The 25,419-nt window shown below is 38.5% G+C and carries 26 protein-coding genes; 10 read left to right on the top strand and 16 right to left on the bottom strand.

Annotation, left to right across the window (positions count from 1 at the left end; translation table 11 throughout):
* Nucleotides 1–107 precede the first annotated feature (107 nt).
* On the top strand, nucleotides 108–992 hold the full coding sequence (locus ABE41_RS15270) for a formate/nitrite transporter family protein (protein WP_066292082.1): 885 nt from the start codon (nucleotides 108–110) through the stop codon (nucleotides 990–992).
* Nucleotides 993–1,090: 98 nt separating this feature from the next.
* Nucleotides 1,091–1,996 carry a DMT family transporter gene (locus tag ABE41_RS15275; protein WP_066292085.1) on the top strand — a complete coding sequence of 302 codons (906 nt, stop codon included), beginning with the start codon at nucleotides 1,091–1,093 and terminating at the stop codon, nucleotides 1,994–1,996.
* 283 nt (nucleotides 1,997–2,279) lie between these two features.
* On the opposite strand, the gene ABE41_RS15280 is transcribed toward ABE41_RS15275, so the two are convergent.
* From ABE41_RS15280 to ABE41_RS15295, 4 genes are all read right to left on the bottom strand, one after another.
* A complete protein-coding gene (locus ABE41_RS15280) occupies nucleotides 2,280–3,014 on the bottom strand; it encodes an amino acid ABC transporter ATP-binding protein (RefSeq protein WP_066292087.1) in 735 nt (244 codons plus the stop codon).
* Nucleotides 3,015–3,025: 11 nt separating this feature from the next.
* Complete coding sequence (locus ABE41_RS15285) at nucleotides 3,026–3,685, bottom strand: amino acid ABC transporter permease (RefSeq protein WP_066292088.1); 660 nt, start codon at nucleotides 3,683–3,685, stop codon at nucleotides 3,026–3,028.
* An 82-nt stretch (nucleotides 3,686–3,767) separates the two neighbouring features.
* On the bottom strand, nucleotides 3,768–4,553 hold the full coding sequence (locus ABE41_RS15290) for a transporter substrate-binding domain-containing protein (protein ID WP_066292089.1): 786 nt from the start codon (nucleotides 4,551–4,553) through the stop codon (nucleotides 3,768–3,770).
* A gap of 224 nt (nucleotides 4,554–4,777) precedes the next feature.
* Complete coding sequence (locus tag ABE41_RS15295) at nucleotides 4,778–6,610, bottom strand: PAS domain-containing sensor histidine kinase (protein ID WP_066292090.1); 1,833 nt, start codon at nucleotides 6,608–6,610, stop codon at nucleotides 4,778–4,780.
* Nucleotides 6,611–6,831: 221 nt separating this feature from the next.
* Between ABE41_RS15295 and ABE41_RS15300 the strand changes: the two genes are divergently transcribed.
* Complete coding sequence (locus ABE41_RS15300; RefSeq protein ID WP_066292092.1) at nucleotides 6,832–7,182, top strand: hypothetical protein; 351 nt, start codon at nucleotides 6,832–6,834, stop codon at nucleotides 7,180–7,182.
* 123 nt (nucleotides 7,183–7,305) lie between these two features.
* Here the strand turns inward: ABE41_RS15300 and ABE41_RS15305 are convergent, their stop codons facing one another.
* A complete protein-coding gene (locus ABE41_RS15305) occupies nucleotides 7,306–7,617 on the bottom strand; it encodes a protein mistic (RefSeq protein ID WP_301336189.1) in 312 nt (103 codons plus the stop codon).
* 139 nt (nucleotides 7,618–7,756) lie between these two features.
* On the opposite strand from ABE41_RS15305, the gene ABE41_RS15310 reads away from it, so the two are divergent.
* The 3 genes from ABE41_RS15310 (at nucleotide 7,757) to ABE41_RS15320 (ending at nucleotide 10,598) form a co-directional block, all read left to right on the top strand.
* Entirely contained in the window at nucleotides 7,757–8,185 is a 429-nt protein-coding gene (locus ABE41_RS15310) for a hypothetical protein (protein ID WP_066292094.1), read from the top strand.
* A complete protein-coding gene (locus ABE41_RS15315) occupies nucleotides 8,185–9,717 on the top strand; it encodes an anti-sigma factor domain-containing protein (protein WP_066292097.1) in 1,533 nt (510 codons plus the stop codon). The genes ABE41_RS15310 and ABE41_RS15315 overlap by 1 nt, the downstream gene beginning before the upstream one ends.
* Before the next feature lie 107 nt (nucleotides 9,718–9,824).
* A complete protein-coding gene (locus ABE41_RS15320; protein WP_066292100.1) occupies nucleotides 9,825–10,598 on the top strand; it encodes a potassium channel family protein in 774 nt (257 codons plus the stop codon).
* A 25-nt stretch (nucleotides 10,599–10,623) separates the two neighbouring features.
* On the opposite strand, the gene ABE41_RS15325 is transcribed toward ABE41_RS15320, so the two are convergent.
* The 3 genes from ABE41_RS15325 to ABE41_RS15335 form a co-directional block, all read right to left on the bottom strand.
* Nucleotides 10,624–11,028 (bottom strand): YugN-like family protein, encoded by a 405-nt coding sequence (locus tag ABE41_RS15325; RefSeq protein ID WP_066292101.1) that lies wholly within the window; start codon nucleotides 11,026–11,028, stop codon nucleotides 10,624–10,626.
* A gap of 125 nt (nucleotides 11,029–11,153) precedes the next feature.
* A complete protein-coding gene (locus tag ABE41_RS15330) occupies nucleotides 11,154–12,503 on the bottom strand; it encodes a glucose-6-phosphate isomerase (RefSeq protein ID WP_066292106.1) in 1,350 nt (449 codons plus the stop codon).
* A 377-nt stretch (nucleotides 12,504–12,880) separates the two neighbouring features.
* The gene (locus ABE41_RS15335; RefSeq protein WP_066292109.1) at nucleotides 12,881–14,044 is read right to left on the bottom strand and encodes an iron-containing alcohol dehydrogenase; all 1,164 of its coding nucleotides are present in this window, start codon (nucleotides 14,042–14,044) and stop codon (nucleotides 12,881–12,883) included.
* 198 nt (nucleotides 14,045–14,242) lie between these two features.
* Here ABE41_RS15335 and ABE41_RS15340 point away from each other — a divergent pair, with 198 nt between their 5' ends.
* Nucleotides 14,243–14,479: a DUF378 domain-containing protein gene (locus ABE41_RS15340; RefSeq protein WP_066292112.1), complete on the top strand. Its 237-nt coding sequence runs from the start codon at nucleotides 14,243–14,245 to the stop codon at nucleotides 14,477–14,479.
* A gap of 51 nt (nucleotides 14,480–14,530) precedes the next feature.
* Here ABE41_RS15340 and yugI read toward each other — a convergent pair whose 3' ends face one another.
* The 4 genes from yugI to ABE41_RS20740 form a co-directional block, all read right to left on the bottom strand.
* Nucleotides 14,531–14,950 carry a S1 domain-containing post-transcriptional regulator GSP13 gene (gene yugI / locus ABE41_RS15345; RefSeq protein ID WP_066292113.1) on the bottom strand — a complete coding sequence of 140 codons (420 nt, stop codon included), beginning with the start codon at nucleotides 14,948–14,950 and terminating at the stop codon, nucleotides 14,531–14,533.
* 78 nt (nucleotides 14,951–15,028) lie between these two features.
* Complete coding sequence (gene asnB / locus ABE41_RS15350) at nucleotides 15,029–16,945, bottom strand: asparagine synthase (glutamine-hydrolyzing) (protein WP_066292115.1); 1,917 nt, start codon at nucleotides 16,943–16,945, stop codon at nucleotides 15,029–15,031.
* Between the two features lie 531 nt (nucleotides 16,946–17,476).
* Nucleotides 17,477–18,859 (bottom strand): class II fumarate hydratase, encoded by a 1,383-nt coding sequence (locus ABE41_RS15355; RefSeq protein ID WP_083207828.1) that lies wholly within the window; start codon nucleotides 18,857–18,859, stop codon nucleotides 17,477–17,479.
* A 679-nt stretch (nucleotides 18,860–19,538) separates the two neighbouring features.
* Entirely contained in the window at nucleotides 19,539–19,691 is a 153-nt protein-coding gene (locus ABE41_RS20740) for a sporulation protein YjcZ (protein WP_083207830.1), read from the bottom strand.
* Nucleotides 19,692–19,916: 225 nt separating this feature from the next.
* Here ABE41_RS20740 and ABE41_RS15365 point away from each other — a divergent pair, with 225 nt between their 5' ends.
* From ABE41_RS15365 to ABE41_RS21555, 3 genes are read left to right on the top strand one after another with little or no spacing between them, the layout of a single operon-like run.
* Nucleotides 19,917–20,789: an alpha/beta fold hydrolase gene (locus ABE41_RS15365; RefSeq protein ID WP_066292127.1), complete on the top strand. Its 873-nt coding sequence runs from the start codon at nucleotides 19,917–19,919 to the stop codon at nucleotides 20,787–20,789.
* Nucleotides 20,776–21,261 (top strand): spore germination protein, encoded by a 486-nt coding sequence (locus ABE41_RS15370; protein WP_066292129.1) that lies wholly within the window; start codon nucleotides 20,776–20,778, stop codon nucleotides 21,259–21,261. Before ABE41_RS15365 ends, ABE41_RS15370 begins: the two co-directional genes overlap by 14 nt.
* Nucleotides 21,262–21,281: 20 nt before the next feature.
* Nucleotides 21,282–21,482 (top strand): Ger(x)C family spore germination C-terminal domain-containing protein, encoded by a 201-nt coding sequence (locus ABE41_RS21555; RefSeq protein ID WP_367642158.1) that lies wholly within the window; start codon nucleotides 21,282–21,284, stop codon nucleotides 21,480–21,482.
* A gap of 125 nt (nucleotides 21,483–21,607) precedes the next feature.
* Here the strand turns inward: ABE41_RS21555 and ABE41_RS15375 are convergent, their stop codons facing one another.
* The 4 genes from ABE41_RS15375 to kynU form a co-directional block, all read right to left on the bottom strand.
* Nucleotides 21,608–22,735 carry a conserved virulence factor C family protein gene (locus ABE41_RS15375; RefSeq protein WP_066294910.1) on the bottom strand — a complete coding sequence of 376 codons (1,128 nt, stop codon included), beginning with the start codon at nucleotides 22,733–22,735 and terminating at the stop codon, nucleotides 21,608–21,610.
* Nucleotides 22,736–22,741: 6 nt separating this feature from the next.
* Nucleotides 22,742–23,047: a hypothetical protein gene (locus ABE41_RS15380; RefSeq protein WP_066292131.1), complete on the bottom strand. Its 306-nt coding sequence runs from the start codon at nucleotides 23,045–23,047 to the stop codon at nucleotides 22,742–22,744.
* A 415-nt stretch (nucleotides 23,048–23,462) separates the two neighbouring features.
* Nucleotides 23,463–24,086 carry an arylformamidase gene (gene kynB, locus ABE41_RS15390; RefSeq protein WP_066292135.1) on the bottom strand — a complete coding sequence of 208 codons (624 nt, stop codon included), beginning with the start codon at nucleotides 24,084–24,086 and terminating at the stop codon, nucleotides 23,463–23,465.
* Between the two features lie 13 nt (nucleotides 24,087–24,099).
* A complete protein-coding gene (gene kynU / locus ABE41_RS15395; RefSeq protein WP_066292138.1) occupies nucleotides 24,100–25,371 on the bottom strand; it encodes a kynureninase in 1,272 nt (423 codons plus the stop codon).
* Between the last annotated feature and the right edge of the window lie 48 nt (nucleotides 25,372–25,419).

Genomic DNA, 25,419 nt, shown 5'->3' on the forward strand with positions numbered 1-25,419 from the left:
ATGTGCATTAAATTACATTTTAAATACTTTCTTCTTTATTTAGTTTCTATGCTTGTTGTTTTGGGAAGAGTATTAAAACAAGAATGATGAAACTTGAGGGACTATGAATGGAAAAAAACAAAAAAAAATCACCTGATGTACCTGATCGGCAGTATTTCTTTCCAGCACAAATTATTGAATACTTTATTGAAGAAGGAAAAGAATCCTTAAAGATTACTAACTTAGCACAATTTATTCTATCTTTTATGGCCGGTGCATTCATTGCATTTGGAGCGCTAGGTTCCGTTCTTTTATCAATGGAAGTTCATACACCAGGTCCATATAATTTGCTAGCAGGTGTTGGATTTGCCATTGGTTATGCCATGATATTCTTATCTGGTTCCATACTATTTACCGAGATCAATGTATTGCTCCCAAGTTATATTTTGCAGAGCAAGTATTGGATCAGCAAAAATGTTTTGCGTTTCTGGGGAATTTGTTATATTGGAAATTTCTTAGGTGCCCTTTTTGTTGGATTTTTACTGAATTTATCAGGTTCTCTTGATAGAGAGTTTTATGAAGGGCTGCTCAAATTCATGGAAAAAAAGATGGAGTTTACAGAGCGCGGAACTTGGGGATGGTTTCAAGTTCTTTTTTCAGGAATTCTTGCAAACTGGCTTATTGGTATAGCTGCAGTTCTTGCTACAGCGGCTCGTGATGTAATGGGCAAAATCTTTGGTATTTTATTACCGGTAATTATATTCGAAGCCGGGAACTTCCAGCACGCAGTTGCAAATATGGGATATTTCAGTATTACAGTTTTAGAAGGCTTTGAATACAGCTGGTATGAATTCATATTGCTTAACTTGATTCCAGCCTCCATCGGAAACCTAATCGGCGGCGGAATCCTTGTATCACTTCTGCTATCATTTGCTTTCAAAGATGATATAGATGAAGATATTGTAAAAGATGATGATGAAACTGATAAAATCTCTGATAAAGTCCATAAGTAGAATACAAGATCATCACCTTCATTGTCCTATACAGTGAAGGTGTTTTTTGTTAGAGTTCAAATAGGAACAGATTTTCATCAAAACAAAGGATGTATACTATGTCATATCAAACTAAAATCGCATTCCTATTTGTGGCGATCGGTGCGTCTTTTTGGGGAATAATCGGTTATTTCGTTAAAGAGCTGGCTTCAATCGGATACACACCTTTACAGATTGTTTTCTTAAGAGCCATTAGCGCGTTTATCTTCTTTTTCATATGGATCATTATTTACCGTCCAGGGCTTTTAAAAATAAAATTAAAAGACAGCTGGTATTTTTTCGGTACAGGCGTACTGAGTATTTCCTTCTTTAACTGGTGTTACTTTACAACTATCCAGCACTCCTCACTCGCTATCGCAGCTATCTTGTTATATACAGCACCTGTTTTTGTTTTGTTGATTTCTATCTTTGTTTTCAAGGAAAAATTAACTTGGCAGAAGCTTATGGCATTATTCATCACTTTTTTAGGCTGTATGTTTGTTTCGGGTATTTTTTCGGGAAATTTCTCCGAGCTGTCTTGGACAGGTTTAATTACTGGACTCGGAGCTGGATTCGGTTACTCCCTTTATAGTATTTTTGGCAAACTGGCATCAAAAAAGTACGAGACACTGACCATCAGCTTTTACACATTTTTGTTTGCTATGATCGTGTTATTTCCCATAAGCGGCATCAATTCTTCTGAAACGGCTGACTTCGGTGCGCATGCCATCGTGTATACAGCAGGACTTGGATTATTCCCAACTGTTCTGGCTTATTGGTTCTATACGCAGGGATTAAAACAAGTAGAAGCGAGTAAAGCGTCTATCGTTTCGACCGTAGAACCGGTTGTCGCAACCATTATGGGGCTATTATTATATAAGGAATCCGTATCTTTCATTCAGGTGACAGGTATTCTGCTTGTGCTGGGTGCAGTGCTGCTTATCCAAGAGCGAAAAACAAAGACAGTGATGGATGCTTCATTATAAGCTTCGTTGACAAGTTGATAGAAGCTTAATGTGCGAGACTCCTCCGTGCCAGCCACATGAATATACTTCGTGCAAGGCATGCGACGAGGAACATGCCTCGTTAGGATTTGCTTGTAGACGCAGGAGCACACAAACTTCCTTGAATGTGAGACCCCGCAATCGCATTTAGCTAGCTCACCTTACCCTCGCGGAAAGCGAGCATCCTGGAGCTGAAATCAACCACTTCCAAGAGCCCTAAAAAAACACAATAAAAGGGTGCAGCATGATGCTGCACCCTTTATGATTAAAGAATGGAACTTAAGAAATCCTTTGTTCGATCTTCTTTTGGATTATTAAACAACTCAGATGGTGTTCCTCTTTCCCAAATCTGCCCGTCATGCATATATACAACCTCATCTGCTACTTCTTTTGCAAAGCCCATCTCATGTGTAACAACGACCATCGTCATTCCTTCCTGGGCGAGCTCTTTCATTGTAGCTAATACTTCACCAACCAGTTCAGGATCTAGTGCTGAAGTGGGTTCATCAAATAGCATGATATCGGGTTTCATAGCGAGTGCTCTTGCGATTGCAACACGCTGCTTCTGACCCCCGGACAGCTTAGCTGGATATACATCTGCTTTATCCGATAGACCTACCTTATCAAGCAAAATCCTCGCATCTTTTTCAGCTTCTTTTTTATTTTCATTTTTCACCATTACAGGTGCTTCCATTACGTTTTCAAGAACGGTTTTATGAGGAAAAAGATTAAAGTGCTGAAATACCATTCCAACTTTTTGGCGTACTTCATTTAAATTATGAGATTTAGGATCAACTTCTTCTCCCTCAATCACAATTTTCCCGCCATTCTTTATCTCCAGAAAATTAATACAGCGCAGCAACGTACTTTTTCCTGATCCGCTTGCACCGATTAATACTACAACATCACTTTCATTAACATTAAGATTTACTTCTTTTAATACCTCTAAATCACCGAAGCTCTTTTTCAGGTTTTCGATTCGAATCATTTCTCTTTTCATATAAACTCCTCCTATTCCCCAGCTGAAAGTTTCTTTTCCAACATATTAACGAGAAGAGTGAAAAGAAGGACTAGGATCAGATAATATAAGCCAACAATGATTAAATAGGTCATCTCATCAAACGTTCTCGATCCTTGAGTGGTCGCAATACTGAAAAGCTCTGATAATGCGATAAAAGATGCCAATGAAGAATCTTTAAGCCCGATGATGAATTGATTTCCAAGTGGAGGAAGTGCACGTTTGAACGCTTGCGGCAAAATAATTCTGCGCATCGTTAAGCCGTACGGCATTCCTAAAGAACGTCCTGCTTCCATCTGTCCTTTATCTACAGATTGAATGGATCCTCTGAAGATCTCTGCTATATAAGCACCATTATGCATAGCAAGACCAAATGCTGCAGACCAGAATGCTGAAATACCTAATTCAGCCAGACCAAAATAAAAGATAAAGATCTGAACGATTAGTGGTGTACCACGAATTAGTGCAATATATATATTAGCGATCCAGTTAAGGATTTTAATTCCTGATATTTTAAACAGAGCAAAAATAAGTCCGATTCCGGTTCCGATTAAAATGGAAACAACGGTTAGTTTTAAAGTAATCCAAAGGCCCTTCATGAAGAGCGGATAACTTTCTATTAATACATCTAGAATATGTGCTATATCAAACATGCAGTTTTTCTCCCCTTTTCATCTCTATTCTCTGAAAAAGAAAGCCGCCCTGCACTTTTGTCATGCGGACGGCTCACATAGGTTATTCAGGCTTTTTTGTGATATCAGCACCGACGTATTTTTCACTAAGCTTTTTAAGCTCTCCGCTGTCTTTGAGCTTCTTTAATGCTTTATTAATAGCTTTTAACAGTTCTTTATCTTCTTTTTTAACAGCAATCGCTTGTTCACTCGTACCTAATTGCTCTTTCTCAACAATTTTGAAGCCTTTTTCAATCGCTTGTTTACCAGTGATCGCATCTGTAATAACAGCATCATGTTTTCCTTCACTTAATGCACGCAATGCTGTTGCATCACTGTCATAGTTTTTAATCTGATCTGTAAAATCCTGAGCAGATTTTTCATAGGTAGAACCTTTTGAAACAGCAACTTCTTTTCCTTTTAAATCTTCCTTCGTCTTAATATCACTGTCCGGTCTAGTAAAAATGACTGGACCTGAATAATAATATGGCTCGCTGAAATTCACTGCTTGTTTACGGTCTTCAGTGATTGTATGGCTCGCCACTGCTGCGTCAAAACGATCTGCCTTTATTGCAGAAACTGCACCATGAAACTTGAACTTTTCTGGAACCGCCTTTAAGCCAAGTTCGTCTGCAATTGCTTTACCGACTGCTACATCATATCCTGTTAATTCACCATTCTTATCAACAGAACTGAAAGGAGGAAACTCCCCAGAAACAATAAAATTAAATTCCCCTTCTTTTTTCAACTCTGGTCCACCGTCACTTGATTCACTGCTGCCGCATGCAGCCAGTACCATCATTGAAAAAATGACTGTTAAAATACTAATCTTCTTCTTGAAATCCTTCATTCTTATCCTCCTTGAAATCCCATTTAGCAGGTCACACCCACATGACAATGGTAGCATGAATCGTAATCTTTCTCAATTTTCCGCAAATTTACAGCTTTAAAAAAGGTGATTTCCTCCATTCTCCTATGCATTATTTACCCATTTTTAAAATAATTGAAACACCTAGTAAGCAAGCAAAAAACGCTCTTCAGCCAGAGGCTAAAAAGCGTTTGATATTTTTATATCTATGGTAAAAGTTTAGTAGGCAGCAAAACCGTGACTGTTGTTCCAACGTCTAAAATACTTTCAAATGTTATATTTCCGTGGTGGTTTTCAATAATTTTCAAGCTCACCATAAGTCCTAAGCCGATTCCTTTTTCTTTGTTTGAATAAAACGGTTCTCCTAATCGTGCAAGGCGTTCTTCACTGATTCCAGATCCCTGGTCTGTCACTTTTATAAACACATAGCTCTCATCAAAAGTACCGGTTTCAACAGTGATTGTTCCTCCGCACAGCATGGATTCTATCGCATTTTTAATGACATTTATAATGACCTGTTTAATTTGATTACCTTCACAAAGTATTTGAGGTACATCCCTGAGTATTGTTTCAAATTGTACATTGTTAAGATTAGCTTCTGAATCTAATAGAGTAATCGTCTGTTTAATAAAATCATTTACGTTTCGATGCTGGAAAACCGTATCTTGATGTGGTTTAGCTAAAACTAAAAATTCAGTTATGATCGACTCGATCCTATCCATTTCTGACAATATAATTTCGCTGTGCAATTCATCCATATCCTGTTTCATCAGTTGCACAAACCCTTTTATACTCGTAAGCGGATTCCTGATTTCATGAGCGATTCCTGCTGCCAGTTCACCAACGACAGTAAGTTTGTCAGATTTTCTGAGCAGCTCTTCTTTTTCCTTCAAATCGGTAATATCCTCAGAGATACCGGCAATCCTATAAATTTCGCCTTCATCATTTGTTATTGGGAATGCTCTCGTTCTTATCCAGCGGACTTTTTTATTTTTACTTTGAATGCGGTACTCAATTTGTGACTCTCCGCCTGCAATTTTATTGATAAACCCTTGAACTTCTTGCTGATCATCCGGACAAATCTGAGTGAAAACCGATGAAAAAGTCTCTGTATCTTCTATATCCCATATTTTTTGATATGCCTTTGATACATAGATAAGTTTTCGTGTTTGATAATCTTCCATCCAAAAAACATCTTTTGCATTTTCAGCAAATTGCCGGAATCTCTCTTCACTTTCAAGAAGACCGATCTCCATCCTTTTATTTTCTGATATATCCCTTGAAACACCAACAATACCTTCTACTTGCCCTTGCTCATTTTTAATAGGAGAGAGTATGGCTTGATAATATAATCGTTCTCCGTTTCGGACATTGCTCCATTCATAGATCTGTGACTTCCCTTTTAAAACAAGCTGGCATACTTTCTTCTGACCATCAGCGATAGTCTCACCGAAAACTTCTTTTAGCGATTTACCTAAAAAATAGTCAGGTGTAATATTATGTTTTTTCATCCATTTTCCGTAGATTCCTGTATGTACAAAATTCCTATCTAAAGTAAAAACGGTATCTTCCATAGAATCAACAAGCGAAAGAAATCTTTCTTGACTGTGACTTAATGCCTGTTCGGTTTGTTTCCTAGCGGTAATATCTACTAGCGTAATAACTACCTGATCCACTTTGCTCTCTGTCAGGAAAATAGGCTTTGTACTTACTAGAATCCAGCGAATACCATTAAATCCTTTTCCTGTTATGCCTAGTTCACATTCATTCATTTCTGTGCCGGTTTGAATGGTAGTCTGCGATGGCAGTTCTTCAAAAGAAACCTTATTTTTCAGCTGATCCATTACTTCAAATGGCATGTTATATAAAAAGGAACCTTCCATTTCTGATTTGGAATGCCCTAGTATTTCACAAGCTTTCTTGTTTGCAAGCAGAATACGATTTGATCGCTCCAACACGATAATTCCACTGGAAACTGCCTCGTATAACGTATACATTATTTGATTATTGTTCTGTAATGTGGCTGGAGTTTTTTTCATTAAGCTACATCCCTGTTGAATTATTTTGAAGTTATTTTACAAGAATTGTCTTTTCTCTATTTTTCTATTAAATACAAAAAATTACAAGTCTTATTTTTATGAATGGGATTTATTTTATCGTTTTAGAGGTAAAAGAAAGTATATTGATTTTCAGAGGAAAGAGCATGAAATACATAGTGGATTAATAGTTTAATAAAAACAACATAACGGAGGTTTTATGAATGTTCCCTTTTACCATGGTATGTATAGCAGCTTTTTATCTATTAACAAAAAAGGATTCATTGCGATTTAAACAAATCGCCTGGCCAGTCTATGGGGTCATTGCTGTAACGTTTATAATAGGTTTTCTTTCTTTAAAACCAGACACAACAACTTATGTTTTCTGGGTGCAGTTATTCTTTCTTCTTCTCCTCCTGCCAGTCTTTATTCTTGTAATCCGGAAGCTTTGGCAGCTTAGTAAAAACATGCCGGCATGGGTAAAATATTCTGTTTCGATACCCGTATCCTTACTATTTGTTTTAACCCTTTGGATTTGCTGGAACATGTTTCCGATTGTAATGTACATTTTTTGATACTTCTCAGTTTGATTACAAGACCACAACAAAAAACGCCTTATGGGTAACCATAAAGCGTTTTTTTGTTGTTTCTGCTATCGTGTTGTCATTGAAATTGTGTGCTCCAAAAAGACAAAACTGCTATTTGTCCTTGTCTGGGGTCTGTCCCCGGGACTGTCCCCCCTGCATCAGTGAGAGAACTTCTTTGACGATGGTATTGATCTTTTGATCGATGAAGTCGTTCCCGAAGGTTTCTTTCGCTCGTTTAATAGCAGAAATAACCTCTTCCTCATATTGAATAAGATCTTCATCATCTTCTGCCTCGTTATATAAATCAATCATGCTGTCCAGACCTTCTTGCATACGATCGATGGCATCACTGTATTTTTCACGGTCTTCTTTATTATATTTCACGTTTATCACCCACTCATCAGTTTCTCCATGTCTTTTCACTATCAAACTTCCTAACATTCGAGAGGCGTGACTTTTTTCACTATTTTTTCACGCCAAAGTATACTATAATAATTTGGTTATTATTATCTTGAAATATATTATTTTACATATGTGAATTATGAAGAAAGGAGGGGTAAAGTTGATTCGCCGATGGTTTAACAGAAAACACAAATCCATGCAGCCTGTGCATGAAACTCAGTCCGCAGAAACAGCGGCAGGTCTGTGTAAGAAAGCTGCAGATCCAGACCCTGTTAGAGAGATATCTCATTTTAAGAGCCGACTAAAGGATTTCGGAATTGAATTTAGCCAGTTGGCAGCCAGTACACCTAAAGAACTCGAAAATAGACTTCAAGCGATTCAAGTTGCGGAAGAAATTGCGGCAGATCCTGAAATGAGAAACTACTTTTTAACATGGAAACGCTTGCCCCTTCTTCATGATGAAAAATCACAGCCTCAAAAACTCACCATGAAAAGGCAGCGTGAATACATAACCGCACTAACATTAATTTTTATAGAAAATTATCAAGTGTTGATGCAATATGTGCCGGGCACGGGAGGAAAACACTAATGAACAAAGCGATTATTGTAGAAGTGAACAGCCGTCACCTCATCGTTCTGGCTGAAGGCGGAGAATTTAAGAAGATAAAAAATACGAATCCTGCTTATACGGTTGGACAAGAAATATCAATTCCTGTTCTTAAAGAAAAGAAAGATTCTATCTTCTCTGTATTTATTAACTGGAAAACGGGAACCGCTGGAGCATTAGCTATTTTTCTATTGTTCTTTCAAGTATTATCTCCAATGTCAGGAGATGGAGTTTATGCTTATGTCGGTATGGATATGGATCCAAGCCTGGAATTAAATATCAACGAAGACATGCAGGTGCTCGCAATCGTATCTTTCAATGAGCAAGGCAATACTGTACTTGAACATATGGGTGAATGGAAGGAAAAAGAGATTGGATATGTGACCAATCTTATATTTGAAGCTTGTGAAGATCTTGGGTATTTAAAATCTAAAGAGGAAGTACTAATTACTACAACTCTTTCTGAAGATATCCCGGAGAATCAAGAGAAAGCAATGAAGGAAAAGATCAATGAGGTCATGACCGAGACTGCAAAAAAGAAATCCGTTGAAATGACAACAATCGTTATGAGTTCTAAAGAGCGGGAAAAAGCTAAAAAAATGAATATATCACCTGGACATTATGCCATTTATACAGCAGCCAAAAGATCCGGCATTAAAATCAGCCCAAAAGAGGTTGCTGGTCAAACCATTGAAGAAATTTCTGAAAAGGTTGGACCGATTAAAGAACTTTTAGAAGAAAATGATGAAAAAATTTCTGCTTCGACTAAAAAAGAGGGGGGAAATCAAGTATACGAGCCTCCGCTTCCAATCCTGGATGATAAGGGAGAAGAAGAAAAAACAGAAAAAGAAAAACCAGCTGTTCCAGTGCAAGAAAAAGTAAAGAACACTCGTAAAGAAAGGTCAGCGAAACCTCAGAATACTCATTCTGTTATTGCCGCAGAACCTAAAAAAGAAGAAAAAGCTCCAGTTTTCGTTAAAAAAGAGACGGACAAGCCAAAAAATCCGCCTTTAACAGCAGCGGTACCTGAAAAGGATAATGCAGTACAGTCTCCTGCTAAAGAAGTACCGGCTGTAACACATCCAAAAGAGGATAAACCAAAGGAAGAAAAACCGAAAGAGGAAAAGCCTAAAGAAGAGAAACCGAAAGAAGAAAAGCCCAAAGCTGATCCTCCTCCGTCTGATTCAGAGGAACCCGTTCATTCAGAACCTGATCCTTCTGAAGAACCCGAAACAAGAGAATGGATTTACATTGAAATCATTATTGATAACTTGATTATTACAGTGAAAATCGAAAGTGATTCAAATTTATTAAAAGAAGATTTAAAGAAACAAGCGTTAGCAATTATAAATCAAAATCATTTATTACTACAAAACCAGCCTTTGATTGCTTCTACTGAAGAATTGAAAGGTGCAGCGATAAAAGACCAAACAATTACTAAGAACACCAATTGTGAAAAAGAAGTTGATTCAGCTGAAAACCATGCTGATATCGACACACAAAAAGCTTCATAATGCTTGAAACTCCGGAGATTATCCGGAGTTTTCTTTTGTTTTCCTAAGCATAATCCGTATAATTCCCTATCTGTTTTGGCAATAGTGATAATAGGAGGAGAGTGCATATGCTCAGAATTTATCATACCTATTTAAGGCTGCCTATGCTGGTTAGACTGGGCATCATTCTAATTCTTATCTTGTATTCGAGCGCTGTTTTAGCACACTTCTTTGAAAAAAAGACATTCCCGACTATTTTTGAAGCTTTTTATTGGGCAGTCATTACTGCTGGAACTGTAGGTTATGGTGATTATGCCCCTTACACATTTGAGGTTAGATTGCTCGCAATCCTCCTTGTATTTTTAGGCGGGTCTTTTTTAGCTTTTTCAACAATACATTTTGCGAGTGCTGTAGTAAAGAAAGAAAATCGCTTTTTTGAGGGGAAAAATATGTACAAAAATAAAGATCATTTTATCATTGTTGGATGGAACGAACGTGCGCGCAACACAATTTATGCCATCATGGAAAGTATAGAAACTTCTGAAATTGTTCTTATTGATGATTCGCTAAAATCGAATCCGCTATATCAAGAGGGCGTCCATTTTGTTCAAGGAAAAGCGAGTGAGGATCAAATATGGATAAAAGCGAATATTCAAAAAGCACAAATTGTACTAATTACAGCTGATGACAACTTAAAAGAATCTAATGCTGACATGAATACAATTATATCAATACTAACTGCCAGGGGACTTAATGAACGAGTTCTGATACACGCTGAAATACTTACTTCCGAACAAACAACAAATGCAATTCGGGCGGGAGCAAATTATATTATTCAAACTTCAAGCCTGGCAGCTAATGAAATGGTCAATAGCTTATATAATAAACTTATACAAAAATAGATAGGCAAATATTGCCCATCTATTTTTATTTTAGTAACTGTGCTTCAGCTTTTTGAACGAGTTCTTTAGCTATGCCGATCCACTTTTTATCAATAATAGCATCCGGGTCCTGCGGCTCTGAAAATTGATTTACACTCCCGGATAAGTTCCCCGCTCCTGCATGATCATCAAGACCAATCTGATATTTATGTGCTAATAAAAAAGGCTCACCCATTTGAACAGTAGTATCTCTTTTATCAAGCTCTCCTTCAACAGCCTTAAATGGGATTCTTAAAAATGTGTACCCTTCTTCATCATCAAGTTTATAATCAAAATAGCCATGGTCATAATCCCAATTGCCTCCGTAAGAAAAACCCATGCTCTTGAGAACATCTTCCGCTTCATTCAATGCAATCATTTCGTTTTCAAGTTTGCTTTTTATCGGTTTCATGTTCACCCTCCTACTTTTTCTATTGTTTAGCCTTTCCAAATAATAGATAGATTATAAGATCCTTCGTTAATTCTGCTCGCTCAGCCCAAACAAAAAAGCCTGGCCGTTTGACCAGACTTTCTTTCTTATAAACGCTTCTCTAGCTCTTCTTTTTCTTTTTCAAATCCAGGTTTGCCTAAAAGGGCAAACATATTCTTCTTGTATGCTTCTACACCTGGCTGATCAAATGGATTCACTCCTAAAAGATATCCGCTGACCGCACATGCTTTTTCAAAGAAATAAACCATATAGCCAAAATGGTATGGTGACATTTCTGGAATGTTCACGATTAAGTTAGGAACTCCGCCGTCTGTATGCGCAAGAAGTGTGCCTTGGAAAGCTTTCTTATTAACAAAATCCATTGTTTGACCAGCTAAGAAGTTCAGCTTGTCCAAGTTTTGATCATCTTCTTCGATCGTTAACTCTTCACGTGCTGAATCCACATAAAGTACTGTTTCAAAAAGGTCACGGCGTCCTTCTTGAACGTATTGTCCCATTGAATGCAGATCAGTTGTAAAGTCTACAGAAGCAGGATAAATTCCTTTGTAGTCCTTACCTTCACTTTCGCCATAAAGCTGTTTCCACCATTCAGAAACGTAGTGGAGACCTGGTTCATAGTTCACCATGAGCTCAATCGTCTTGCCTTTGTTATATAATGCATTTCGAACAGCAGCATACTGGTAAGCGATGTTTTCTGCAAGGTTTGGATTGTTAAAATCAACGGAAGCATCTTTAGCACCATTCATCATTTCCTCAATGTTAACTCCGCTTACAGCGATCGGTAAAAGTCCAACAGCTGTTAAAACAGAATAACGTCCACCAACATCGTCAGGAATAACGAATGACTCATAGCCTTCTTCGTTAGCTAATGTTTTTAATGCACCTTGCGCTTTGTCTGTTGTTGCATAGATACGCTTGCGTGCTTCTTCTTTTCCGTATTTTTCTTCTAAGAACTTTCTAAAGATACGGAACGCGATTGCCGGTTCTGTTGTAGTACCAGATTTAGAGATAACATTTACAGAAACATCTCTATCCTTTAATACATCAAAAAGCTCTTTTACATACGTTGATGAGATGTTTTGTCCAGCAAAGAAAACTTGCGGAGTCTTACGGTCTTCTTTGGATAACAGGTTGTAGAAAGAATGATTTAACATTTCAATCGCTGCTCGCGCTCCTAAATATGAGCCTCCGATTCCAACAACAATCAAAACATCAGAATCACTTTTAATCTTTTCAGCACTTTTAACGATTCGGCTGAACTCTTCGCGGTCATAATTTTCAGGCAGATCTACCCAGCCTAAAAAATCATTGCCTGCACCTGTTTTTTCGTGGATTGCCTCATGTGCTGTTTTAACAGCTCCCGTAAGGTAATCAACTTCATGCTGCCCAATAAAAGAAAGGGCTTTGCTATAATCAAAACTCAGCTTTTTTGTCATATGTAAGCCTCCTAACAATCATTTATTCTTTCACTTTATACAATGGAACTCAGCAAATCAAGAAACCTCATCCATGTAAACGGTTTCGTTTGAATAGACGAAATATTCTTTACTATTTCATAAAGCTCTTTTTCTAAGGGTTGCTGCTAATAGGAGACTTTCAAGTAGTTCTTCATTGAAAAGTTAATTGGAGTGGAAGGGCGAGACTCCTGCGGGACGAGCGGGACAGGTGAGACCACTCAATGGCGCAAAGCGCAGAGGGGGCTCACCGCACGCCCCGCGGAAAGCGAGCCACTGCAACGGAAATTAACCTCATTCAAAAGCAACAAAGTTTGCTAAAACAGCCTTTATAAAAAAAGAAGGGGAAGCCCCCTCTTTTATAATGACATTTTTAAAATGTTTAATACGTCTTCTTTATTTTGCTTGCTAAAGTTGCCAAACTCACCTCTAGCCATTGCTTTATCGGCTATCAAATCAAGTTTCGAACTGTCAATATCATAATCCGCTAAGGCATTTGGTGCACCTAGTGATGTCCAAAATGCTGATAAACGGTCAATACCTTCCAACGCGGCTTCTTTATCTGATTTCCCTTCTGTTTCTACACCAAATACTCGAACAGCAAGCTGTTTAAACCTGTCTACATTTGTGTCTACGTTATGTCTCATCCAATTTGGAAAAAGAATAGCTAAGCCGCCAGCGTGAGGAATGTCATATACAGCAGAAACAGCATGCTCTATATTATGGCTTCCCCAGTCACCGCGAAGACCCATTTGGAGGGTTCCATTAAGAGCCATCGTTCCATTGTAAAGAATAGTTTCACGCAGTTCATAATTTTCTAGATCCTCTAGCAGCTTAGGTGCCGTTTCCATAACCGTTAATAAAATCGATTCGGCAAAACGGTCTTGCAAAGGAGTATTTTCTGCATTATGAAAGTATTGTTCTAATACGTGGGACATCATATCTACAATTCCGTAAATCGTTTGATCTTTTGGAACAGAGAAAGTATAGGTTGGATCCAAAATGGAGAATTTCGGGAATACTAATGGGCTTCCCCAGCCATATTTCTCTTGTGTCTCCCAATTCGTGATTACTGATCCGGAGTTCATCTCTGATCCAGTAGCAGCTAATGTGAGAACTGTACCAAAAGGAAGAGCTTCTTGAGGCTGAGCTTTTAGAGTGATTAGGTCCCAAACATCTCCATCATATTTTGCTCCCGCTGCAATCGCTTTTGTACAATCGATCACACTTCCGCCGCCTACTGCCAATAAGCATTCAATATTGTTTTCTTTACAGAGGTCTACCCCTCTTTTTACAGTAGTCAGCCGCGGATTAGGTTCTACTCCAGAAAGCTCGCTTACTTCCATCCCCATCTTATTTAACTCATTCATCACTTCATCATATAATCCGTTGCGTTTAATGCTTCCTCCGCCATAGACAACGAGTACTTTTTTACCGTAACGGCCAAGTTCATCTTTAAGAGTCTTAATCTGATTTTTGCCGAATACTAAACGGGTCGGGTTGTAATATATATATTCATTCATTGCAATTACTCCTCCTTACATCATTTAAACCGTATTATGTGGGACTCATCCTTAAAAAGTAAAGTAATCAGCTTACCGAACCTTAGGATGCGTCAGTAAATGTTGTTTCATCCTGCAGAAGTCGGGAATGTATACATACAGTTAAAATTTGGCACTATAAGAGAGCATTTTTATTAAAAAAATAGGAGGAATTATCAAATGAGTGGATTACAGCGATTTGCGCTGGCATTAGTAATTGTAGGAGCAATCAATTGGGGACTAATCGGATTTTTTCAGTTTGATCTTGTTGCAGCCATTTTCGGCGGGCAGGACACTGCTTTAGCTCGTATCGTATACGGACTTGTTGGTTTATCCGGCTTGTACTGTTTAACATTATTATTTAAGCCTTCTGAAGAATTAAGCGGTGAAAGAACTCCTGAACATAATCGGGTTTGATACAATCATTTTTGTGTACAAAAAAACCTCTCGAAATGAGAGGTATTTTTATTATTTTTTAAGGCGCTTATTAAGTTGAGCCTGACGATCAGTTGACTCTTTCAACCAGTCTTTAAGCTTTGCTTCAAGAGTGTTGAAACCTTTGTTAGCGTCTTGATTGTTATTGCTGCTGCTTTTCTTGTTGTTGTTGAAACCACCAGGACGGCGCTCTTTTTTCGGTGCTGGCGCTGGTGCTTCTTGTGTTTGTCGGATGGAAAGTGAAATTTTCTTGCTGTCTTCGTCAACAGAAAGAATCTTTACTGACACAACGTCGCCAACACTTAAAGCGTCATTAATATCTTTAACGAAGCCATGGGAAACTTCAGAAATATGCACAAGACCTTGTACATTATCATTTAATGCAACAAACGCACCAAAAGGCTTAATGCCTGTAACTTTACCTTCAACAATGCTACCTACTTCAAAATTCATGAAAACACTCCTAACTATTTTTTAACCTGTTAAGTATAACATAACTATACAGTACAAGCAAAATTAATAAATGGAGTGTTAACGGCCGGTTAGTGTTAATTCCTGTCCTATACTAGGATTGTACATTTCGTTCTTCCCGAAATTGTATCTTTTCTCAATATTTATCTGATGCCATAGCATGAACATCAGTACCGTCCATATCTTCCTGCTGTAATCTCCTCTTCCAGCACGGTGTCCTTCAAGTAGGTGAAGTACTGTATCCTTATTTAAATATTGATCCGTATCACTCGATAAAATCAGTTGTTTAGCCCAATCATACATTTCATTTTTCAGCCAGTGCCTGATCGGAACAGGAAATCCTAACTTTCTGCGGTGAAGAACGCTATCAGGTACAATACCTTGCATAGCCTCTCTTAAGGCATATTTAGTAGTTCCGTTTGTTACTGTAAGATTAGGATGCAGACTTGAAGCAATCTTAAACACTTCTTTATCTAAGAACGGTACTCGCAGTTCCAATGAATGAGCCATTGTCATCTTATCTGCTTTTACGAGTATATCTCCTCGCATCCATGTATGAAGGTCGATATACTGCATTTTGTGTACATCATGAAACGCTGCAGCTTGATCATATAAAGGTTTTGTCACATTTTTATAATTATAAGCTGACCGATAATCTTTCAGCAGTTTACTTTTTTCATATTCTGAAAACATCTTAGCGTTTCCAATATAACGCTCTTCAATCGTCATGCTTCCCCGCTCCAAGAAGCTTTTGCCTTTAAGCCCCTCAGGAAGTACGTTTGCAATTGCAGCAAGTCCTTTCGTTATTCCTTTTGGCATGGAAGACAAATGACGTAAAGAGTGTGGTTCATGGTAGATGTTATATCCACCAAAAAGCTCATCTGCTCCCTCACCTGATAATACTACCGTCACATGCTTTGCAGCTTCGCGAGCCACAAAATACAATGGAACCGCCGCTGGATCTGCAACTGGATCATCCATATGCCAGATTATCTTCGGAAGCTCCCTAATAAACTCTTCAGGTTTTACCAAGTAATGAATGTTTTCAACGTTCAATGCAGCAGCTGTTTGCACTGCAACATCGATCTCACTGAAACCTTCTCTTTCAAATCCTACAGTAAAAGTTTTAAGTGAGGGATGAAGTTCACTTGCCATTGCCACAATTGCACTGGAATCTATCCCGCCAGATAAGAATGCGCCTACAGGAACATCTGAACGCATGTGAATCTTTACGGAGTCACGCATTACAGATCGAATTTCATCTTTTGCTTCTTCAAGAGTCATATCTTTTGTTGTGAAATTAGGCTTCCAATATGACTTGATTTTTAAAGGTCTGCCTGCTTTTTTTACAAAATAATGCCCTGGTTCGAGTTTCTTGATTCCTTTTGTTAAAGTCATCGGCTCAGGAACAAATTGATAAGTTAAATAGTGATGCAGTGCTTCAGCATCTACTTGCTGATCTTGTTTTGCCAGGGTGATGCTTTTCTTTTCGGAAGCACAGTACAAGCCTTCTTCATCCTCTAAATAAAAGAACGGTTTAATTCCAAATGGATCCCGCGCACCAAAAAGCTCTTTTGTTTCTTTATCCCAGATTAAAAATCCGAACATACCTCGAAGTTCTTTCATTGCCTCTTCCCGTCTTTCGCTAAAAAGAGCAAGTATAACTTCAGTATCAGAGTGTGTTTTAAACTCAAATCCTTTTTCTTCAAGATCTTTCCTTATTTCAACATAATTATAGATTTCTCCATTAAAAATGATCCAATAACGATCATCTTCATATGATAAAGGCTGTTTACCGCTTTCTAGGTCGATGATGCTTAAGCGGCGAAATCCAAAGCGGACATATTGATCAACAAAGTGTCCACTATCATCCGGACCTCTGTGTGTAATGATGTTTGTCATCTCAATTAATTTTTCAGTTTCCTGCTGCTCAGCAGTGTCAGGTGTATTTAACATATATCCAATAAAGCCGCACATTTTAAAGTTCCTCCCAAAAAAAGCAGTTCAAATATCAAGTTTTTCACGTATTTCATCACTTAAAGGTTTTCCAATATATTAAATCGTTACCTTTATTTGAGAAATACCTCTTAATTATAACGCTTATTTTTAACTATTCACTACATTTTTGTTAAAAAAATGAAAAACAAGGAATCTGTACTATATTTGTCGAGAAAAACAAAAAAAAGTTACAACATTTTATTAATGGCTCATTGCTTTTGAACATTTTTATGGAGTACGCTTCTTTGACTAGTTGATTGGAGCGCAAGGTGCGAGACTCCTGCGGGAGCAGCGTGCCAGCTACCTGAGTATTCTTCTCGTAAGGCATGCGACGAGGAACACCCTTCGTCAGAATTTACTTGTTGACGCAGGAGCACACCAACTTCTTTGAAGGTGAGACTCCTAATGGTGCAAAGCGCCGAGGAGGCTCACCGCACGCCCCGCGGAAAGCGAGCACCTGGAGCGGAAATCAATATCTTCTAATCACAACAATGTTTACGAAACAGCCTATTAAATCATTGAGTTCGGATCTAAAATACGTTCTGCTTCCTCCGGTGTGAATAATTTTTTTTCAATCAAAAGTTCTTTCAAAGTTTTCCCTGTTTCAAAGCTTTCTTTTGCCAATGCAGCTGCCTTTTCATATCCGATATGAGGATTTAGTGCTGTTACCAGTGAAAGACTTTGATCCAGCCACTCTTTAATTCTCTCTTTATTCGCGCTGATTCCTTTCAAGCATTTATCCGTAAATACATTCATACCATTGCTTATGATCGTAATAGATTGTAAAACGTTATAGCCAATTACAGGCATCATTGGATTGATTTCAAGCTGGCTTCCGATGGCAGCAGTTGTTACACATGAATCATTTCCAATTACCTGTGAGCAAATCATATATAAATTTTCTAGAATGACTGGATTGATTTTGCCTGGCATTATAGAGGAACCTGGCTGGACCGCTGGCAGGGTTATTTCTGCAAGTCCAGTTCTTGGCCCGCTGCTCAATAGACGCAGATCACTTGAGATCTTTATAAGATGAACCGCTAGTTCTCTCAGGTGGCCGCTGATTCGGATCGCAGCATTGGTATTTTGCATAAACATATACGTGTTTTCACTTTGTGTGAATGGAAGCTTCGTCCGTTTCGCAATCTCTTTAATAGCTAAAACTGCATACTTTTCATGGGCATTAATTCCGGTTCCTACTGCATTTCCGCCTAATCCTAAGTCAAATAAATACTTTTCTGCCTCTTTTAAAGCGTTTTTTACAGATAGAACAGCTCCTTTATATCCTTTAAATTCACTCCCCAGCCTGATAGGAACCGCGTCCTGCAAATGTGTACGGCCTGCTTTAACAACTGAATGAAATTCCTTTTCTTTTTCTTCCAAGACTTCTAGTAAATGATCTATAGCAGGATACAGTGTTTCATAAAGCTGACCCGCAATTGAGATATGTATAGCAGTTGGAATTGTGTCGTTTGTAGACTGTGACATATTCACATCATCGTTTGGATGAACGAGACTAAAATCTCCTTTTTTGCCTCCTAGTATTTCAGCTGCTCGTGATGCGATGACTTCATTCACATTCATATTTTGTGAAGTACCTGCACCCGCCTGGTACACATCTACAACGAATTGTTCATTCCATTTTCCATTGATGATCTCTTCAGCTGCCTGAATAATACAGTCCGCTTTTTTAGCGTTTAATACACCGCATTCTTTATTGGCCGCGGCAGCACTGGCTTTGATGATCGCTTGTGCTTTAATAAAAGAAAAAGGCAGTCTGAGACCGCTTATCGGAAAATTATTTACCGCTCTTTGGGTCTGGGCACCATAATAAACATCTTCAGGTACTTTAACTTCACCTAACGTGTCCTTAGCAATTCGAAATTTATCCACTTCATTCACTCCTTAAAAAAGCTTTCTTATGACTTGTATTCCCAACCGCTGAATATATGTAATCCTTTTTTCTAATATTTGCTTAGGCTTTATCCATGATCTCCTGTCCTTTGTTTATGAAATTTCACGGTACGTGTTCTTATATTTATTACACGTTCGCTCAGATTCATTGAGTTTCGCTCAAAAACGCCGACTTACGCTCAAGATCCTCTCGTTTCGCTCAAAATACCTCTAGTTTCGCTCCAAAACTTCCTTTTTCGCTCAAAGCGCCTCTTCTAATAGCAGCATTTTACAAAAACAGCCTTTTGAACAGAACAAAACCGCCATGGATAAGGCGGTTTTACAATTGAGGCAACGCTATGACCACAGCAGGTTCTTTTTTAATAAACTTATGCTCTGTCTTATAGCCCGCTTTTTTTTGTTTTATAAAGGTTTTCTTAGAAATTGGACGGGGCCTTGACCAGGAAAGGGAGTCAAGATTTTTCCAATTATCATGTGTAATAATTTCACTTTTGTAATAATAACAGTTTCCGCTAGTATACTCTTCACAAATATAGCGAACTGTTTGACGACTGTGCATATCATCTCTCCATTTTTTACTTCATTATCCCCGCATGACGTTTCATTCATACTTTAAGCAAAAAAAGGCCTGAAGACCCTACCTCCAAGCCTTAATCTGTTAATCTCTGGTGTTCCACCACCACCAGCCACCAAATATCAAGATGAGAATAAACAAGATTATTATTACAGCCCAGATCCAACCGTAGCCATAGCCGCCATAACCGTAGCCACCTGCATACGGGTAATAGTAAGGATAATATGGAAATGCCATCCTGCTACCTCCTTCATTTCTTTTCTTTATGCGTTCTTACTCCTTATTAAAATATGTACGAAGCATGTAAAGAGGAATAGAGACAAACGCACAAATTTTGATTGGACTGCTGGAATTCCGGGATGAAACAACCTTTATGAGTATAGGAAATAATTGCACCTTGTATCTTTAGACAGGTTTGGTAAAACTACGTATAAGATTTTTGCGGACGGAGGGTAAAAATTCATGGCCGTAAATAAAGAGCATCCATTTGTTCCTGGATATCGGTTAAATGTAAACAATGTGGAGATTTATTACGAATACTTCGATCATGAAAACCCGGATGCAAAAGTAATTGTGCTCGTTCATGGGTTTTTATCATCTACAATCAGTTTCAGAAAATTACTTCCCTATCTTACAAAAGAATATAAAGTGATCGCTCTTGACCTGCCTGGGTTCGGTCAGAGTGAAAAATCTACAAGTTTTATCTATAAGCTTAGTAACTATGGACAATTAATCATTGATTTTTTAGACAAGCTTAACATTCAAGATGTGATATTAATCGGTCATTCTATGGGCGGTCAGATTTGCATGCATGCTGCAAGAAAAGCACCTAAACGGATTAAAAAACTTATTCTTCTTGGCTGCTGTTCCTATGTAAAACGAGCCAGCCGTTCATTGATCGCATGCTCTTATTTACCTTTGTTTACATGGGGAATGAAAAGCTGGATTCAAAAAAAAGATGTGAAACAAAACCTATTGGCAGTTTTGCATGATTCAAAATTAGTCACACAAGAAATGATTGACGGATACAGCAAACCAATAAGTGAAGCAGCTTTTATCAATTGTTTAATCAGACTTTTAAGACATCGCGAAGGCGATATGAGTTCAGAAGAGTTAAAAGAGGTAACTCAGCCAGTATTGATGATCTGGGGTAAGGAGGACAAAGTTATTCCTTTGAAGATCGGCTATAAGCTTAAACACGATCTCCCAAACGCAGAACTGATTGTCTATGAAAAATGCGGCCATCTTGTCATGGAAGAAAAACCAGAAGAGATCACAAAAGAAATTCTTCGTTTTATCGAACAGCCAAATGGGGTCAGCCATGAGATTCTTTAAAACAGGAAAGTCAATAAAATCCAACCCCATTGCAGAAAAAAAAGAAAATAAACAGTTAGATAATAATATCCTTTGGCAAGAAACTGGTATTTCGGATTGGGAATCTGGTTATATCGAGTCTTTGATCTCACAAGAACGCTTTAATAAAGAGGTGCTTCGTTTCTTACAAGACCATAAGAAGCTTTCGAGCAAAGAAATGTATGAGCAGCTTCCATTTGGAAATAAACATTGGAATGAAAACCCTGATAAAAAAACGATTAATGCCATGATTCTGCAGGGATGTGTTGCACTAAAGAAACGTTCATCTACAGGGATGATTTTCGTTCACCTAATGAAGGAACAAACTGTCAGAGCCATAAATGTACCTGAAGTAGAATTTAGTGTAGTCGGTCCAAAAGAAGCTTTTAATGAGGATCTAGAAACAAACTTGGTATTGATTCAAAAAGGGTTAATGCGGGTGATCCAAAAGTAGTAAAAGGGATTGAAAAAAACATAAAAAACGAACTCGAACATAAAGCTCGAGAGTTAACCCGTAAATTTCAAGAATTAAATATAGATCCACTCGGTGTTGGTGAACATGTGCGTTCACAAACAAGGGGATTCAATTCTAAAAAGTGGCTTGATCAATACCAAGATACGGATATTCAGGTTGTGTATAATCTTAAAATTTCAGAATCCGGGATATCTCAATAATGGGCTGTTCCAAAAGTCAGGTAAACTGACTTTTGGCAGCCCGGATTATTTTATGTTTCAAATAAAAAGAGGCTGACTTCATAAGTTATTTACTTTAGAGTCAGCCCCTTTACTTTTATAGAAATTTATTGTTCACGGCTCTTTGTCATCTGCTGCCAAACCGTTCCTGCTGCTTCCTCACCGCTTTGAATACGCTCTAAAGCTATTTTAACTTGTAAAGCTACTTCAAATTCCGGGTCATCTTGGGCAGCTTTTAATGCCGGAACTGCTGTTTCATCACCAACTTCAAAAAGAAAACGTGCTGCACGCCATCTTACTAATTTGTTTTTATCAGAGAGTGCATCACACATTACTGGAATGGCCTTTGGATTGCCCAGGTCTGACAAGGCATCACCTGCTGTACGTCTTACAGACACATTTTTGTCCTGCAAGGCAAGATACAATAATGGGAGAACAGCTTCATCTTCAATCATTCCTAAATAGACAACTGCTAGACGTCTGATGGATGGCTTTTCATCCTTTAAAGCTTGTTTCAATATCATTACATCATCAAGTGTCGGATTCATTCTTTCGAGTGCCGCATACCGAGTTTGCCAATCGCTGTCACGGAGCTGCTCAGCTACTTCCGAAGTTGATACGTTCTCTTCCTCAATTTCTTTTTCGCCATTCGAGCTATACGCCTGTTCCACTAACTGATCAAGACGTTCTTGAGGATAAACAGCTGACAATTCTTCTGCTACTTCATTTCCTACTTGCTCAAATGTTCCATAACGAACACCTTGTTCTTCCCATTTACGCTCCATTACAAGGTTGTCTGAAGAATCCTGCGCTTTAAGTGCTGCTTTTGCAAAACGTTCCGGCAGTCCAACACGTTTTTCTTCTTTTTCCGTTTTAAGCTTAATCTGCATCGGCAAGCCGCGGAACATTTGAATAAGAACTGTAATTTCAGTAATTTCTTCATCCTTGTCCTCATTTTGTTCAGCTGCAGATTCTTCTTCTTGTCCAAATACTTTTCGTACTCCCGCTAAAATATCTTCCCATTTCGAACGGGGATTCCGGTCCAGAGCCATAAAGTCGGCAACATGATAGATGCTCTTTACCCCTTCTACTCTAAATACCTCCTGAATAAACTCCGGTGCGTTCTGAGCATTGTCTTTTGTATAATTGTGGCGCTCTGTTCCTGGCAATGTCTCATCTAAATTTATTTTCATGGAGTTCGGGCTCGGAGTTGGTTCAATTCCTGTGATCTTCAATATCATTCACTCCCCTTTTATTAACTGTTTTTCATTTATTGATTGTAAATAGCTTGTAATCTGCTCTTTTTCTTTATCCGTAAACTTGTACTCACAATCCACACCTTCATCATGCGCAATGATTTCCTGAAGCTCGCCGTCTTTATCATATACTGCAAGTGCACTTGGATCGTTTAATCCCTCAGGCAGAATTTCCACATTTTCAATATCAAATGAAATATAAACATTTAACCATGGGCCTACCTGATTAATTTCATAGCCAATGAAGTTTAGTTTTCCTTCAAAATAATTTGTAAAACCATACTTGAACATAGTTCTCCTCCAATAAGCATCTCTTTTTCTATTATAAGGAACATCCATCTAAATCTCAAAAAATGCTGTTTAACGTAAAAAAACAAACACATAAAGATGTGCTTGTTTTTAAAGAAGGCTTTTTTCACAAACTTTGTTGCTATTGGAAGTGGAAGCCGTTGATTTCCGCTCCAGGATGCTCGCTTTCCGCGGGGCGTGCGGTGAGCCCCCTAGGCTAAACAAGCCTGCCGGGGTCTCACCTGTCCCGCTAATCCCGCAGGACAAGGAAGGCTCCGGCAGCTTTAAATCGCACGAAGAAAATGTGAAGTTCATTTTCGAGGAGTCTCGCACCTTGCACTCCAATCAACTTATCAATGAAGAGAATGAACAAAGTGAGCCAAAAGCAACATTTTTCTTGAGAGAAGAGCCTTAAAGATTAACTCATTTCTTTGAGAATGGCGCGAACAGGGCTGCCATCTCCATCTTGTAACGGAAGGGGCAACGCCATCAGTTCATACTCCCCTTCTGAAACTTCATCAAGCACCAATCCTTCTAAAATATGAATGTTATGCTGATGAAGCGCATGATGTGCCTGCAGTTCCTTGCTGTCGAGGGGATCGACTGACGGCATGTCCACCCCGATCAAACCTACTCCATGTTGTTTTAAAAAAGGAACCACTTCGGGAGATACAGGTACGATTTTTTCCGGGAAAATGTTACGGTCACTCCAGCATTTCGTTTTAAAAATCACACGTTTTGTGCCGTTTTTTATTTTCCCCTCTATACTTTCAATTGTAATCTCCAAAGCACCTGTCACATCAATCACCAAAGAGGGACCTGTGTATAGATCAAGAGGCAGGTCGGTGACTCTTTTCCCTTCATTGTCAAAATGAAAAGGAGCATCGATATGTGTCCCAGTATGAGTACTCATCTCAAGTCTGCCGACGTTAACAGAACCCGATTGTTCCTTCGTCCAAGCCAGGTCAAATGCATAAGGAGTGTCTCCTGGCCAACCAGGAACACCATTATATAACGGCATAGAAATATCAAATATCTTCACTGTCCCTAACTCCTTATGCAATGACTTCCCGTTTATTTTCATATTTCTCATATTCACGTGTGTTCATTATTTTAGCTAAAATGTGCACAGCATCATATACATCACGGAATGAATTATAAAGAGCTACTGGAGCTAGACGGATCACATTAGGAGCACGGAAGTCAGGCACGATGCCATTATCTTTCAAAGCTTTACAGATTCTAGCTGCATCGTTATGCATTAATGCAACATGTCCGCCTCGTCTTGCATCATCTAATGGATTTACTACTTTAAATACATCTTTTAGCTCTTGGTCCAGCAGATCCATTAACAATGTTGTAAGTTTTAATGATTTACTTCTGATCCTTTCAATCTTCGCTTCTTCGAAAATAGAAAGCGAGCCGATTAATGGAGCTGTACTGAGCATATGCGGAGTACCGATTTGAAATCCGCCAGCAGATTCTTCAGCGTCAAATGTATGGTCCATATCAAACTGTGATTCTTTTTTACTTCCGAACCATCCGGAAAGTCCAGGTGTTTTTGTGAAATGCTTTTTGTTTACATAAATACCGCCTACTCCCCCAGGTCCTGCATTTACATATTTGTAGTTGCACCATAAAGCGAAATCAACGCCCCATTTAGAAAGTTCATGAGGGACCGCACCAATTGAATGACAAAGATCAAATCCAATCGGTATATTTCGTTTGTGCGCCTCTTTAGTCAAACGTTCCATATCAAGCAGTTGCCCGCTGCGGTATAGAACGGAAGGCAACACGATTAGGGCAACGTCATCTGTCATCGCATCAATGATATCCTGCTCATCCAAAGTCATCCAGTTCTTGCTCTTAACTTGAACCAGTTCTGTTTCAGGGTTAAGACCTTTCAGCTTCAACTGGCTTTGAAGTGCATAAATATCTGAGGGAAAAGTCAGCTCATCTGCTAAAATCTTCGTCTTGCCTGGTTTCGGCTCGAAAAATGTGGCTGCAAGCTGATGCAGGTTTACTGTTGTTGATCCTGTAACGATCACTTCATTCGCTTCGGCACCTACTAGTACTGCTAACTTTTCAGCTAACTGTTCACTCAGTGTGAACCAAGGGTATTTACCACCCATCCAGCCGTCGATCCCTTGCTCTTTCCAATCGTTAAGAACATCCAATAAAGATTGTTCAGCACGTCTTGATAAAAGCCCTAAGGAATTCCCATCTAAGTATATCGAATCATTTTTTACATAAAACTCGTTTTTAAAAGAAGCCAGTTCATCATTCTGATCTAAAAGTTCTACTGTTTCCGCTGTAATTTGGGTCATCTCGTTAATTCCTCCTGCGACTAGTTCTTGTAACCGTTTTCAACACAA

Source organism: Fictibacillus arsenicus (genome assembly GCF_001642935.1).
Taxonomy (GTDB): Bacteria; Bacillota; Bacilli; order Bacillales; family Fictibacillaceae; genus Fictibacillus; species Fictibacillus arsenicus_B.

Bases quoted from the DNA above. Each gene is read 5' to 3' on its own strand.
- ABE41_RS15270 (WP_066292082.1), top strand. From the start codon at position 108: ATGGAAAAAAACAAAAAAAAATCACCTGATGTACCTGATCGGCAGTAT.
- ABE41_RS15275 (WP_066292085.1), top strand. From the start codon at position 1,091: ATGTCATATCAAACTAAAATCGCATTCCTATTTGTGGCGATCGGTGCG.
- ABE41_RS15280 (WP_066292087.1), bottom strand. From the start codon at position 3,014: ATGAAAAGAGAAATGATTCGAATCGAAAACCTGAAAAAGAGCTTCGGT.
- ABE41_RS15285 (WP_066292088.1), bottom strand. From the start codon at position 3,685: ATGTTTGATATAGCACATATTCTAGATGTATTAATAGAAAGTTATCCG.
- ABE41_RS15290 (WP_066292089.1), bottom strand. From the start codon at position 4,553: ATGAAGGATTTCAAGAAGAAGATTAGTATTTTAACAGTCATTTTTTCA.
- ABE41_RS15295 (WP_066292090.1), bottom strand. From the start codon at position 6,610: ATGAAAAAAACTCCAGCCACATTACAGAACAATAATCAAATAATGTAT.
- ABE41_RS15300 (WP_066292092.1), top strand. From the start codon at position 6,832: ATGTTCCCTTTTACCATGGTATGTATAGCAGCTTTTTATCTATTAACA.
- ABE41_RS15315 (WP_066292097.1), top strand. From the start codon at position 8,185: ATGAACAAAGCGATTATTGTAGAAGTGAACAGCCGTCACCTCATCGTT.
- ABE41_RS15320 (WP_066292100.1), top strand. From the start codon at position 9,825: ATGCTCAGAATTTATCATACCTATTTAAGGCTGCCTATGCTGGTTAGA.
- ABE41_RS15325 (WP_066292101.1), bottom strand. From the start codon at position 11,028: ATGAAACCGATAAAAAGCAAACTTGAAAACGAAATGATTGCATTGAAT.
- ABE41_RS15330 (WP_066292106.1), bottom strand. From the start codon at position 12,503: ATGACAAAAAAGCTGAGTTTTGATTATAGCAAAGCCCTTTCTTTTATT.
- ABE41_RS15335 (WP_066292109.1), bottom strand. From the start codon at position 14,044: ATGAATGAATATATATATTACAACCCGACCCGTTTAGTATTCGGCAAA.
- ABE41_RS15340 (WP_066292112.1), top strand. From the start codon at position 14,243: ATGAGTGGATTACAGCGATTTGCGCTGGCATTAGTAATTGTAGGAGCA.
- yugI (WP_066292113.1), bottom strand. From the start codon at position 14,950: ATGAATTTTGAAGTAGGTAGCATTGTTGAAGGTAAAGTTACAGGCATT.
- asnB (WP_066292115.1), bottom strand. From the start codon at position 16,945: ATGTGCGGCTTTATTGGATATATGTTAAATACACCTGACACTGCTGAG.
- ABE41_RS20740 (WP_083207830.1), bottom strand. From the start codon at position 19,691: ATGGCATTTCCATATTATCCTTACTATTACCCGTATGCAGGTGGCTAC.
- ABE41_RS15365 (WP_066292127.1), top strand. From the start codon at position 19,917: ATGGCCGTAAATAAAGAGCATCCATTTGTTCCTGGATATCGGTTAAAT.
- ABE41_RS15370 (WP_066292129.1), top strand. From the start codon at position 20,776: ATGAGATTCTTTAAAACAGGAAAGTCAATAAAATCCAACCCCATTGCA.
- ABE41_RS15380 (WP_066292131.1), bottom strand. From the start codon at position 23,047: ATGTTCAAGTATGGTTTTACAAATTATTTTGAAGGAAAACTAAACTTC.
- kynU (WP_066292138.1), bottom strand. From the start codon at position 25,371: ATGACCCAAATTACAGCGGAAACAGTAGAACTTTTAGATCAGAATGAT.